The sequence below is a fragment of the Streptomyces kebangsaanensis genome (assembly GCF_001906585.1).
In the GTDB taxonomy this organism is placed as follows: Bacteria; Actinomycetota; Actinomycetes; order Streptomycetales; family Streptomycetaceae; genus Streptomyces; species Streptomyces kebangsaanensis.
The window spans coordinates 67,096-80,171 of record NZ_JUJA01000145.1; the positions used below are offsets into that span (position 1 = coordinate 67,096).

Consider the following 13,076-nt stretch of genomic DNA (forward strand, 5'->3'; position numbering starts at 1 on the left):
GGCCAGGTTGCTCCGCAGCCAGTCCGCCGTCGGCTCCCGCAGCTCCGGGTACGTCCTGGGCTGCATGCAGAAGCCGATCGCCCGGACCAGCGGTGACAACGTCTCCGGGGCCGTGCCGACGAGAGCCGGGGCCTGACCGCGCTCCAGGTCGGGCACCAGGTGGTCGATCACGGCCAGGGGCACGCGGTTGCTGTTCGGGTAGGGCTTGAGGCGCTCCATCACCAGCGCGGTCCCGACCCTCGCGACGGGCACGCCGTAGTAGGCGGAGGCGGTCGTCATCGCCGTCGAGAAACAGCCGACGACGAGTGCGGGACGGCAGTGGTGGTACAGCGTCTCGGCCAGCAGCGGCGCGGTCGGCACGGTGAGCCGGACGCCGGCGTCCGCCGCCGCCTTCCTCAGCGCCGCCGAGTAGTCGGCGGGTGCCGTCGGGTGGGGCTTGAAGACCAGGGACCGGTGCCCGGCGCGCACGGCCCCGGTGAGCATGCGGACGTGGAGGTCCTCCTCCTCCCGCGCGCTCAGGATGTCGAGCGCCGCCAGGTACTGGCCCAGGAGCACGGCCGTCGGCGCCTCCTGGAGGACGGGCGCCAGCCGCGGGTCGTCCGCCGCGTCCCGGGAGATCTCGTCGAGCACGGCGCGGAACGCCTCGTCCGGGACGACCTCGGGCCCGACGCCGTACTCGGACAGCAGCAGCGGCCTCAGGCCGGGAACCAGGTCGAGATGGAGCAGCCGCCGGATGCGGCGCGCGATGGTCAGCGGCAGCCTGTCCCGGGTCGGGCCGTAGCTCATGAGGCCGTCGGCGTACACGTGGACGGCGCTCTCGGAGAAGATCGCCGCCAGCGCACGGGCCGGGTTGACCTGGATCGACTCGACGGCGAGCTCGACCAGGTCCCGTTCGCCGATGCCCCACAGCAGGCGGAGCGCCCTCTGCCACAGCACCGTGTCGTTCTCCCGCGGACCCCAGGCACTGGGGTGGTACGGGCTGATCGCCTCGTTCCAGCCGGCCACCGAGTCGAACCGGCCGGCCACGCGCTCGTAGCCGTGCATCTCGTCGAGACGCAGGGCCGTCTCCGGCACGGCGGCGTTGTGGGAGACCAGCAGGATGCGCCGGGCCTCCTCGCGCGGCCCGAACAGGCCCGCGTCGAGCGCCGCGGCGACAGTGGCCGCTCCGTAGAGGGTCGAGACCTGGAAGATCTGGGTCTTGCGGGACATGGTTCAGGCAGCCTTCCGCCCGTCACGCAGGCGGCTGAGCAACCTGCTCCGAGTGCTGTCGATGGTCCTGAGGGTCTCCTCGAGCACGTGCTCGGGCATGCGGTGGAGCGCGGCCCTCGCCTCACGCCGCAGTCGCCGGGCCGTCGAGGGCTCGTACTCGTTCGCCTTGCCGATGTGGAAGGCGATCATGGCGCAGTAGGTCCGTACGGCCTTGGGCAGGAAACGCTCGGCCTCCGGGTCCCGCAGCAGATCCCGCAGCAGGGCGTCGTACGCCGGCATGAAGTCCAGCTGACGGGAGTCCTTGACCTGGGTGAGCGAGGTCGCGACGCCCCGCCGGTAGAACACGCCGTGCAGACCGAGGGAGGCGTACGTCCTGGCCTTCAGGTGCAGGCGCCAGATCCACAACCGGTCCTCGGCGGTGCGCAGTTCGGTCGCGAAGCGCATGCCGCCGTCGTCGAAGAGGTGCCGGCGGTAGATCCCCGCCCAGACGAAGGGGTAGTCGACCATCGTCTCCGTGTCGGCCGGCGCTATTCCGTCGCGCGGATCCATCACGGTGTTGCGCACCGGGGCCGGGGGCCGCCGGACCACCCGCTCGGTGCCGGTGGCCTGGACGTGATCGGTACGGGCGAAGTCGCAGCCCAGTTCCTCCATGGCGCGCACGAGTTCGGCGAGGTGGCCCGGCCCGTACCAGTCGTCGCCGTCGAGGAACGTGAGGAACTCGCCGCTCGCCGCGTCGATACCGCTGTTGCGCGCCTGGGCGATTCCCATGTTCTTCTCGTGCCGGATCACCCGGGCGCCCGGATGCTTCTCCGCCCAGCGGTCGACCACCTGCGGGGTGGAGTCCGTGGAGCAGTCGTCGACGAGCAGGAACTCGACGTCGGGGCCCGCGTTGCGGGCGAGGCTGCGCAGCGTGTTCTCGGCGAACGCTTCCACGTTGTGCAGGGGGACGACGACGGACAGTCTCGGCACGCGGGCCTCTCACACTCGAAGGTCGGGGACGGGCAGCAGGCTGACGATGCTGGCGAAGGGGGCGGTGCCGCCCGAGGCGGCGGGATGAACTCCGTGCGCATCGGCGATGAACTCTTGGTGTCCCTCAGCCGCGTACGGCCTTCTTCAGCGCCCGCGCCCGCCGTACCACCCGGCGCGCGGTGGAGCTGCGGGGCAGGAACGCCAGTTGCCGGGGGATGCCGCCGGGGAGCCCCAGCGAGGTGAGCCGCCTGCGTCCGAAGTAGTGCTGGGTGCGCGGGCCGAAGTGCTGCGCGAGGTAACGCTCCGCGGCCGGGCGCAGGGACCGGTGGATCCGCGGCTGCATGGTGAAGCCGACCGCGGTGACCAGGTCGTTCAGCTCGTCGGCGGGAACGGCGTCCTCGCCCCGGCCGGGCTCCAGGTCCGGCAGTACCGCGTCGGCCAGGACGGCGGGAACCCGGTTGCCGTCCTGGTACGGCGTCAGCCGGCCGAGGAGCGCCTTGGTGCCGGTGCGGGCGACCGGCAGGCCGTAGAGCGCGGACGCCGTGAACAGCGCGGTCGAGGAGCAGCCGACGACCAGCGCGGGCCGGGCCGCCCCGAAGAGCACCTCGGCGGGGACGGGCGTGTCCAGGACGGTGAGGTCCACGCCGAGCTTCTCGGCCTCGGCATCGAGGGCCCGGCCGCGGCGGACCGGCGCGGCCGGGTGCGGCTTGAGGACGACGGTGCCGTGGCCGCGCTCGACGGCTCCCCGCACCATCCGTACGTACAGGTCCTCCTCCTCCGCGGGGGAGAGGGCGCCGGGGGCGGACAGGCACTGGCCGAGCAGCAGCGCCGCGTCGTCCGGCAGGGCGGGCAACGCGCCGACGTGCTCGGAGACCTCACCCATCGTCTTCAGGAAGGCGGGCGTCGGCACCACGCGCGCCGGCACGTCGAACTCGGTCAGCAGCATCGGCCTGAGGCCCGGCACCAGGTCGAGGTGGAGCAACTGCCGTACGCGCGTGCCGACCAGCGGGTCGAGCCTGTCGCGGGTGGGGCCGTAGCCCACCGGGCCGTCGGCACAGACGTGGATCGGGGCCTCGGGGAACAGCTGGGCCACCGTCAGGGCCGGCCCGGCCCGGAGGGGCCCCAGGACCAGCTCCACGCGGTCGTCGCCGAGCCCCCACAGCAGCCGCAGATGGCGTTCGAGGAGCGGGATGTCGTCGGGGCGCGGCGTCCAGGCCGCCGGGTGGAAGGGGCGGATGACCTCGTTCCAGGACAGCACGTCGTCGAAGTGGCGACGCAGCGGCGCGAAGCCCGGCATCCCCTCCAGGGCCGGTGCGGTCTCCGGGGTCGCGGAGTCGTCGACGACCAGCAGCACCCGCCGCTCCGCCTCCGCGAAGCAGCCGGACCCGATCGCGGCCGCCAGCGTGGCGAGGTTGTACGGCGTCGAGGCGCAGAAGATCTGGGTGGTACGGGACATCAGGCGGCTCCCCTCGCCGTGGTGATCCGGCGCCGCAGCCGCCGCAGTCTGGAGGAACGGTCCAGGTCCATGGTGTCGAGGGCGTCGGTGACCAGTTCCCGGGGCAGGCGTCCGATCGCCGCGGCACTCATCACCCGCAACCGCTTGGCCACGGCCGGTTCGAACTTGTCGATCTCCGAGAGGTGATGGGCGATGACCGCGCAGTAGGTGCGCACGGCTTTCGGGAGCAGTCTGTCGCCCTCGGGGTCACCTGCCGTTTCCTCGACGACCTGGTCGAACGCGCGAATGAAGTCAAGCTGTCGCACGTCGCCGATCCGCGTCAGCGAGGAGGCGACGCCCCGCCGGTAGAAGACGCCCGGCAGGCCCACCACGGCGAAGGAGTCCGCCTCCCGGTGCAGCCTCCAGATCCACGGCCGGTCCTCGGCCGTGCGCAGCCCGTCGGTGAAGTGCAGCAGGCCGCGGTCGACGAGCCGGCGGTGGTAGACGCCCGCCCACGCGTACGCGTAGTCGACCGAGGTGGAGCGGTCGGCGGGCAGGATGGCGTCGCGCGGGTTCATCACCACACCGCGCCGGCCGTGCGGCACCCGGTGGACGGAGCGGGCCCGCCCGGTGCACCGGACATGGTCGGTACGGACGAAGTCGCACCCCAGCTCCTCGATCGCCGCGAGGAGCCGGGGGTAGTGGCCGGGGGCCAGCCAGTCGTCCCCGTCCAGGAACGTCAGGTACTCGCCGCGCGCCCTGTCGATCCCGCTGTTGCGCGCGGTCGCCACCCCTTCGTTCTTCTCGTGTCTGACATACACCGCGCCCGGCAACTCGCTTTCCGCGCGCGCGAGGAGGTCCGGAGTCTCGTCGTGCGAGCAGTCGTCGACGAGAATGAACTCGAAGTCCTCACGGGCGTTCGCCCGCAAGCTCCTCAAGGCGTCGGATGCGTAGGGCCGCACGTTGCAGAACGGCACGATGACGGAGAGCTTGACCACGCGGGTGACATTAGGGCGCGGCCTCGCCTGCGTCTTTGCCTTCAGCTGGAAAGCGGGTGAACGACGCGTGGCGATGATGTGAACCCGTTCCGCTCTTGCGCCGATCGCGGCCCGATTCGCCATTCGGTGAAGTGCTGTTAACCGTTTGTTGCGGTCGGGTTGGGCGGAACCTAGAAATGCCTTTCTACGGTCTTCGACGTGCCAGCAAGTGCGAAGAATTCCCGGCGAGTGGCTGTTCTCGCGGATTCCGACACCCGGTGGAAATGGGGCGCGCTCACCGTGCGGCGTGTCGCTCCCGAGGACGCGGACGTCTCTCTCGACGGCTACCTCCTGCGGGGCCGGGCCACCCCCACCGCCCGCCAGCTCGGGGAGGTCGGCGTCCACGCGGACTCGCTCCGCGAGGTGACCGCGGCCGAGTTCCTGCGGGAGATGGCGAAGGAGCCGTACGACATCCTCGTGCTCGCCCTCGTCGGCGGCGGGGTCCAGGCGATGCTGCACGGACTGGGGCGCGTCTGGGAGGACCGGCCGGACCGGCCCGTGGTCGTCACCGGTTACGTCGGCGTCGTCTACGAGAAGCTCGCCGACGGCCTGCTGCTGCGCCACGGCGCGGACCTCGTCCTCGCCAACTCCCGCCAGGACGCCGAGCGCTTCCGGGCCGTGTACGAGGGCGTGGGCGCCGACGCCTCCGCCGTCACCGAGGTCGCCCTGCCGTTCCTCGGGGGTACGGCCCACACCGGCCGGCACGACCCCCGCACCGTGGTGTTCGCCGCCCAGCCCTCCGTGCCGGAGAGCCGCGGGGACCGTACGTACCTCCTCGACCGGCTGATCCGGCACGCCCGCCTCCACCCCGAGCGCGAGGTGCTGCTCAAGCTGCGCTCCAGGCCGGGGGAGCACACCACGCACATCGAGGAACTGCCGTACCAGAAGCTGGCCCGGAAGGCCGGGCTGCCGCCCAACCTCCGCCTCGTGTACGGCCACATGGGCGAGGTCCTCGACCGGACCGACCTGCTGGTCACCGTCAGCTCCACCGCCGCCCTGGAGGCCCTGCACCGCCGCGTCCCGACCGCGGTCCTCACCGACCTCGGCGTGCGCGAGGCGCTCGGCAACCACCACTTCGTCGGCTCCGGATGCCTCGCCTCCTGGGACCAACTGGACGCCGGACACCGCCCGGTGCCCGACGAGGAGTGGGTCCGCCGGCAGGGCGTCGCCGCCGGGGACGGCGCGTACGCCACCGCCTTCGACACCGCCCGCGAACGCATCACCGAGCTGCTCGGCCGCCCCGGCGGACTGCCGCCGCTCACCCCGTACTACACGCCCACGACCGCACCCGGCTATCTGCCCGGCATCCTCGCCCGCCACCACCTCGGCCCGGACGGCACCCCGCTGCCCGGCGCGCCCACCGCCGACAAGGAGCCCGGACCGGTCCGGCAGATCGTGCGCCGGGCGGCGCGCGGCGCCTACCGGCACGGCGTGCAGCGGGTGGCCCCGGTGATCCGGCGGATGGGCGAGCTGTGACCGACCCGACGACCGCTCGAGGAGCTGATCCCATGCCCAACCCGCCGACGGACCGGGGCGCCCCGGAACGCAGGGTGCTCGCGGTGATCCCCGCGCGCGGCGGCTCCAAGGGCGTACCCGCGAAGAACCTCGCGCCCGTGGGCGGCGTACCCCTGGTGGCGCGCGCCGTGCGCGAGTGCCGGGCCGCGCGGTACGTCACGGACGTCGTCGTCTCCACCGACGACCGGGCCATCGCCGCCGCCGCCCGGCAGGCCGGTGCCGAGGTCGTGTCGCGGCCCGCCGCCATCGCCGGCGACACGGCCACCTCCGAGGCCGCCGTCCTGCACGCCCTGGAGGCCCACGAGGCGCTGCACGGCACCCCGGTGGACGTGGTGCTGCTCGTGCAGTGCACCAGCCCCTTCCTGGTCCGCGAGGACGTCGACGGGGTCGCCGGCGCGGTCGTCGAGCAGCGCGCCGACACCGCGGTGACCGTCGCCCCCTTCCACGGCTTCCTCTGGCGGGACGCGACGGACGGGGCCGCGGACGCCGACCCGGCCGCCCCCGACGGCGGTCACGGCGTCAACCACGACAAGTCCTTCCGCCCGCGCCGCCAGGACCGCCCCCAGGACCTGCTGGAGACCGGCGCCGCCTACGCGATGGACGCCCAGGGCTTCCGCGAGCACCGGCACCGCTTCTTCGGCCGTACGGAACTGGTGCGCACCGACCCCGCCCGGGTGCTGGAGATCGACGACCCGCACGACCTCGCCCGCGCCCGGGCCCTGGCCCCCCTGCTCGACTTCGGCAGGCCCGGCGCCCTCCCGACCGCCGGCGACATCGACGCGGTCGTCCTCGACTTCGACGGCACCCAGACCGACGACAGGGTGCTGATCGACTCCGACGGACGGGAGTTCGTCTCCGTGCACCGCGGGGACGGCCTCGGCATCGCGGCCCTGCGCAGGTCGGGCCTGAAGATGCTGATCCTGTCCACGGAGCAGAACCCGGTCGTCGCCGCCCGCGCCCACAAGCTCCGGCTCCCGGTGCTGCACGGCGTCGACCGCAAGGACCTCGCCCTGAAGCAGTGGTGCGAGGAGCAGGGCATCGCGCCCGAGCGCGTGCTCTACGTCGGCAACGACGTCAACGACCTGCCGTGCTTCGCCCTCGTCGGCTGGCCCGTGGCGGTCGCGAGCGCCCACGAGGCCGTACGCGGCGCCGCACGCGCCGTCACCACCGTCCCCGGCGGCGACGGCGCGATCCGGGAGATCGCCGGCTGGATCCTCGGCCCCTCTCTCGATTCCCTCCCCAAGTAAGGAAACACCTCATGAGCACCGTGAACCCCAGCTCCCGCATCCGCCGCTTCGGTACCCGCGAGGCCGGCCCCGGCCGCCCCGTGTACGTCACCGGTGAGATCGGCATCAACCACAACGGCGACATCGAGAACGCGTTCAAGCTGATCGACGCCGCCGCCGAAGCCGGCTGCGACGCCGTCAAGTTCCAGAAGCGCACGCCCGAGATCTGCACCCCGCGCGACCAGTGGGACATCGAGCGCGACACCCCCTGGGGCCGGATGACGTACATCGACTACCGCCACCGCGTGGAGTTCGGTGAGGAGGAGTACGGCCAGATCGACGCCTATTGCAAGAAGAAGGGCATCGACTGGTTCGCCTCCCCGTGGGACACCGAGGCCGTCGCCTTCCTGGAGAAGTTCGACGTCCCCGCCCACAAGGTCGCCTCCGCCTCCCTCACCGACGACGAGCTGCTGCGCGCCCTGCGCGCCACCGGCCGCACGGTCATCCTCTCCACCGGCATGTCGACCCCGAAGCAGATCCGCCACGCGGTCGAGGTCCTGGGCAGCGAGAACATCCTGCTCTGCCATGCCACCTCCACCTACCCGGCGAAGGCGGAGGAGCTGAACCTGCGGATGATCAACACCCTCCAGCAGGAGTTCCCGAACGTCCCGATCGGCTACTCCGGCCACGAGACCGGCCTGCAGACCACCCTGGCCGCGGTCGCCCTCGGCGCCACCTTCGTCGAGCGCCACATCACCCTGGACCGCGCCATGTGGGGCTCCGACCAGGCCGCGTCCGTCGAGCCGCAGGGCCTGAGCCGCCTCGTCCGCGACATCCGCACCATCGAGGCCTCCCTCGGCGACGGCGTGAAGAAGGTCTACGACTCCGAGCTCGGCCCCATGAAGAAGCTGCGCCGCGTCACCGGCGTCGTCGCCGAGGCGGAGATCGCCGCGGCGGCGGGCGAACCGGTAGCGGTGTGAGACCGAGCCCCCCACCCCCGGAGGGTCCCGCGCCGATGAGCCCCCGCACCCTCGCCTTCGTCGAGAGCCCGGTACAGCTGCTGAACGTACTGGAGTGGGCCCACGCCCACGACCGCCCCACCGCCTCCGGGGCCCCTTCCCGCACGGGCCTGATCCCCTCCCAGGCGGGGCGCCACCCGGCGCCCCGCGCCCCGGGGATCACCCTCGTCGTGCTGTCGCCGACCGACCCGATGAGCCGCGGTCAGCTGCGGCGGATGGCCGAGCTGGCGCGGGAGGAGGGGCACGAGGTGCGGTGGGAGGAGGCGCGGGGCGGCGCGGGAGCGCCGCTGCGGACCGTCGGCGGACTCGCCCCGCTGCTGCGGCGGGCGGACCGGGTGGTGATGGGCGATCCGTTCTCGCGGTACGTCCAGCTGCTGCTGACGATCACCGGGGCGCGGGACCTCGTCGTCGTGGACGACGGCACCGCGACGATGGAGTTCGTCACCCAGCTCGCCCGCGGGGAGCGGCTGGTGCGCTGGCACCGCAAGGGGGGCCGCCGCGGCCCGCGGGACCTCCTCCTCGGCCCGGTGTCCGCCGCGGCCCGGCGCCGGCTGACACCGGGCGAGGGGCGCCGGGTGGAGGTGTTCTCGGCCATGCCGGTCGAGGAGGTCCCGGACGGCGTGACCGCCACCGCGAACCGCTTCGCCTGGACCCGCGCCCGCTTCGGCCCGCCCCGGGTCACCAGGGGTACCGACCTGGTGGGTACGTCCCTGGTGGAGACGGGCGTGGTCGACGGCGACCGGTACCTGGACGCCGTACGGGGGCTGGCCAGGACCCACGGGGCCACCCGCTACTTCGCCCACCGGCGCGAGAGCGCCTGGAAACTCCACCGGCTGGCGGTGGAGACGGGCCTGGAGATCGTCCGCCCCGAGCTCCCGCTGGAGCTGATCGCCCGGCGCGGCCCGATCGGCCGTACGGTCCTCAGCTTCCCCTCCACCGTCCTCCACACCCTCCCGCCGGCCCTGGCCGGCACCGGTGTCCGCGTCGCCGCCTGCGACATCGACCCGAGCTGGCTGACCGCGCACGCCTCCCCGCGGGCCCGGGGCTTCCTGTCCGGGGTGACGGGCACCGCCCGCGACGTGCACCGCCTCACCCGGACGGCCCCGGCCGGCTGACAGCGCCCGCCGGGGCCCGGCACGGACCGTCCGTCCGGCAGGTGAACATCTCGGGCGTGGTTCGGGCGGGGCGTGGTATCCGTGGAGAAAAGCATAAAAAAGGGGCGGATGCCAGGAGTGTGGCGAGCGTCATACTTCCGGGATTCCGTGATCCGCTCGGCCGGTCAAGGCGGGCGAGTTTACCCACCCCAGCCAATGCCCATGCGCCGGGCGGCCAGTTTTTCTCCCCCTGACGGGTTGAATTTTTGTTGATCGTGGGGCAGTCGACCGCCTGGGCGTCCTACCCTTCAAAGGGTGAAACAGCTGATGTCCCCAGAGTCCGAGGCCGATCTCCCCGCTGATGCCACGGCGGACGCCGCTCTTCCCGGCACCCTGCCGGAGGCGCTGTACGCCGAGCTCGTCGCGTTCCGGCGCGACCTGCACATGCACCCGGAGCTCGGCAACCAGGAGTTCCGCACCACCGCCGCGATCAAGGAACGGCTGGAGAAGGCCGGGCTCGCGCCGCGGGTGCTTCCGGCCGGGACCGGGCTCGTCTGTGACATCGGTGCGGACCCCGGGGGGCCGGACGGCGGCCCGGGTCTGCTCGCCCTGCGCGCCGACATCGACGCCCTCCCCATCCCCGACACCAAGAGCGAGTGCTCGTACCGCTCCACCGTCCCCGACCGCGCCCACGCCTGCGGGCACGACGTGCACACCACCGTCGTGCTCGGCGCCGGACTGGTCCTCGCCGACCTGCACCGGCGGGGGCTGCTGCCCCGGCCCGTGCGGCTGATCTTCCAGCCCGCCGAGGAGGTGCTGCCCGGCGGCGCCGCCGAGGTCATCAAGAGCGGGGCGCTGGACGGCGTCGGCCGGATCGTCGCCGTGCACTGCGACCCGCGGGTCGACGCCGGCCGGGTCGGGCTGCGCCAGGGAGCCATCACCTCCGCCTGCGACCGGCTGGAGATCCAGCTGGACGGCCCCGGCGGGCACACCGCCCGGCCGCATCTGACGACGGACCTGGTCACCGCCGCCGCCCGGGTCGTCACCGACGTGCCCGCGCTCGTCGGCCGCCGGGTCGACACCCGCGCCGGGCTCGCCGTGACCTGGGGCCGGATCGAGACCGGGCACGCCCCGAACGTCATCCCGCAGCACGCCGAACTCGCCGGAACCGTCCGCTGCCTGGACATCCACGCCTGGCGGCAGGCGCCCGACATCGTGGTCGCCGCGATCGACGAGATCGCCAACCTCCACAAGGCCAAGTCCGAGATCAACTACGTGCGCGGGGTGCCGCCGGTCGTCAACGAACCGGAGGCGACCGAACTGCTGCGCGCCGCCATGACCGCCCGGCGCGGCGCCGACTCCGTGGAGGACACCGAACAGAGCCTCGGCGGCGAGGACTTCTCCTGGTACCTGGAGCGGGTGCCCGGCGCGATGGCCCGCCTCGGGGTGCGCACCCCGGGCGAGCGGACCGTGCGCGACCTGCACCAGGGGGACTTCGACGCCGACGAGTCCGCCATCAGGGTCGGTGTGGAGCTGTTCACCGCCGCCGCCCTGCTGCACCCGACGCGCTGAGCGGCCACCGGCGAAGGGGCACCCCGTCAGGTACCCCTTCGCCCGCTGTCGGCACGGTTCGGTAACGGCGGGGAGAAACCCCGTTCCCCTCTACTTCTACGCGCGTTACTGTGCGCCGGAATCGCCACCACAGGCGGCTCATGGGGCTGCGGGCCGGTGACGGCGCCGTGGGCAAGTAAGGGGTACTTGCTGTGCGTGTGAACTCATCGAGGACCAGGTTCTCCCAAGTCGCGGTGGCCGTAGCGGTCGTCGCCCTCGCGGCCGCCGGGTGCGGCAAGACCAGCAACGAGTCGACCGGCAGTTCCTCCGCGTCCTCGTCCTCGTCCGGGACGTACTCGGGCAAGGGCATCGGTCTCGCGTACGACATCGGCGGCAGGGGCGACCAGTCCTTCAACGACGCCGCGTACGCCGGCTTCCAGCAGGCCGACAAGGAGTTCAAGGTCGGCGGCCGGGACGTCGAGCCGAACGACAACGAGTCCGACGCCGACAAGGTGCAGCGCCTCGAACAGCTCGCCAAGGCCGGCTACGACCCGATCATCGGCGTCGGCTATGTCTACGGGCCGGCCGTCAAGGAGGTCGCGGCCAAGTTCCCGAAGACCACCTTCGGCATCATCGACGACAACACCGTCGAGGCCGACAACGTCGCCGACATGGTCTTCCGCGAGGAGGAGGCCTCCTACCTGGCCGGTGTCGCGGCGGCCAAGGCCACCAAGAAGAACCACATCGGCTTCATCGGCGGTGTGGACATCCCGCTGATCCGCAAGTTCGAGGCGGGCTTCGTCCAGGGTGCGCAGTCGGTCAACCCGAAGATCAAGATCGAGAAGCAGTACCTGACGCAGACCGCGCAGGAGGGTGGCTTCTCCAGCCCCGACAAGGGCGAGAACGCGACGAACGGCCAGATCGACGCCGGTGCGGACGTCGTCTACCACGCGGCCGGCCTGTCCGGTCAGGGCGTCATCAAGGCCGCCGCCGAGCACAAGGTGTGGGCGATCGGTGTCGACTCCGACCAGTACCAGCAGGACTCCCTGGCCAAGTACAAGGACTGGATCCTCGGTTCGGCCCTGAAGAACGTCGGCGGCGCGGTCTACGAGCTCACCAAGTCCGTGGTCGAGGGCAAGCCGCTGAGCGGCGAGGTGCGCGGCGACCTGAAGTCGGGCGGCGTCGGCTTCGCCGACTCCAACCCGAAGTACCGGGCGATGAAGGACGTCGTCGCCGCCGTCGACAAGGCCAGGCAGGACATCATCGACGGCAAGGTCACCGTGAAGACGCAGTGACGGCTGTCCGGAACGGAGCCCCGGCAGGCCCCCGTACGCCCGCCGGGACCCGCCCCACCCGTACGCCCCTCGCCTTGAGCGAGGGGCGTACTGCTGTCAGTGAGGGCGGCCGGCAGATGTGGCCACAGGTCGATAACAGAGCGGACAGAAGGGGTTTTCCGTCTGGTCTACGCGCGTTACGCTGCGGCGGAACCAGCGCCTGGTATGGGCGCTTGCACGAAGGAGTCTCGTTCCATGCGCCGGGTGTCCCGTATCGCGGTTGCAGGCATTGCGACTGCGGCCCTCGCCGTCAGCGTTTCCGCCTGCGGCAGCAGCTCGACCAGTTCGTCCACCTCGTCCTCCGACGGCAAGGGCAAGGGCATCGGCCTGGCCTACGACATCGGCGGCAAGGGCGACCAGTCCTTCAACGACGCAGCCTACGCCGGTCTGCAGAAGGCCGAGAAGGAGCTGGGCATCGGCGGCCGGGACGTCGAGCCGCAGGACGGCGAGTCGGACGCCGACAAGGTGCAGCGCCTGGAGACGCTGGCCAAGCAGGGTTACAACCCGATCATCGGTGTCGGCTACGTCTACGCGTCGGCCATCAAGGAGGTCGCCCCCAAGTTCCCGAAGACCACCTTCGGCATCATCGACGACGAGCAGGTCGAGGCCGACAACGTCGCCGACATGGTCTTCCACGAGGAGGAGGCCTCCTACCTGGCCGGTGTCGCGGCGGCCAAGGCCACCAAG

General features: G+C 72.2%; 11 protein-coding genes. 7 read left to right on the forward strand and 4 right to left on the reverse strand.

The window, feature by feature from the left end; genetic code table 11:
* From RH94_RS22250 to RH94_RS22265, 4 genes are all read right to left on the reverse strand, one after another.
* Positions 1–1,209, reverse strand: a 1,209-nt coding sequence (locus RH94_RS22250; RefSeq protein ID WP_234425953.1) for an alpha-2,8-polysialyltransferase family protein, incomplete at its 3' end; no start/stop codon positions are given.
* A 3-nt stretch (positions 1,210–1,212) separates the two neighbouring features.
* Positions 1,213–2,178, reverse strand: a complete 966-nt coding sequence (locus tag RH94_RS22255) for a glycosyltransferase family 2 protein (RefSeq protein ID WP_073949267.1) — start codon at positions 2,176–2,178, stop codon at positions 1,213–1,215.
* A gap of 124 nt (positions 2,179–2,302) precedes the next feature.
* Positions 2,303–3,634: a polysialyltransferase family glycosyltransferase gene (locus RH94_RS22260; RefSeq protein WP_073949269.1), complete on the reverse strand. Its 1,332-nt coding sequence runs from the start codon at positions 3,632–3,634 to the stop codon at positions 2,303–2,305.
* The gene (locus tag RH94_RS22265) at positions 3,634–4,611 is read right to left on the reverse strand and encodes a glycosyltransferase family 2 protein (RefSeq protein ID WP_073949271.1); all 978 of its coding nucleotides are present in this window, start codon (positions 4,609–4,611) and stop codon (positions 3,634–3,636) included. Before RH94_RS22265 ends, RH94_RS22260 begins: the two co-directional genes overlap by 1 nt.
* 198 nt (positions 4,612–4,809) lie before the next feature.
* Between RH94_RS22265 and RH94_RS22270 the strand changes: the two genes are divergently transcribed.
* The 7 genes from RH94_RS22270 to RH94_RS22300 form a co-directional block, all read left to right on the forward strand.
* Positions 4,810–6,126 (forward strand): DUF6716 putative glycosyltransferase, encoded by a 1,317-nt coding sequence (locus RH94_RS22270; protein WP_073949273.1) that lies wholly within the window; start codon positions 4,810–4,812, stop codon positions 6,124–6,126.
* Between the two features lie 32 nt (positions 6,127–6,158).
* The gene (locus RH94_RS22275) at positions 6,159–7,412 is read left to right on the forward strand and encodes an N-acylneuraminate cytidylyltransferase (RefSeq protein ID WP_073949275.1); all 1,254 of its coding nucleotides are present in this window, start codon (positions 6,159–6,161) and stop codon (positions 7,410–7,412) included.
* 20 nt (positions 7,413–7,432) lie between these two features.
* Positions 7,433–8,371 (forward strand): N-acetylneuraminate synthase family protein, encoded by a 939-nt coding sequence (locus tag RH94_RS22280; RefSeq protein WP_073949297.1) that lies wholly within the window; start codon positions 7,433–7,435, stop codon positions 8,369–8,371.
* 35 nt (positions 8,372–8,406) lie between these two features.
* Complete coding sequence (locus RH94_RS22285) at positions 8,407–9,525, forward strand: hypothetical protein (RefSeq protein ID WP_073949277.1); 1,119 nt, start codon at positions 8,407–8,409, stop codon at positions 9,523–9,525.
* 306 nt (positions 9,526–9,831) lie between these two features.
* Positions 9,832–11,076 (forward strand): amidohydrolase, encoded by a 1,245-nt coding sequence (locus tag RH94_RS22290; protein ID WP_073949279.1) that lies wholly within the window; start codon positions 9,832–9,834, stop codon positions 11,074–11,076.
* Between the two features lie 233 nt (positions 11,077–11,309).
* The gene (locus tag RH94_RS22295; RefSeq protein WP_073949281.1) at positions 11,310–12,350 is read left to right on the forward strand and encodes a BMP family lipoprotein; all 1,041 of its coding nucleotides are present in this window, start codon (positions 11,310–11,312) and stop codon (positions 12,348–12,350) included.
* A 234-nt stretch (positions 12,351–12,584) separates the two neighbouring features.
* A partial coding sequence (locus RH94_RS22300) for a BMP family lipoprotein (RefSeq protein WP_143204053.1) occupies positions 12,585–13,076 on the forward strand: 492 nt, incomplete at its 3' end.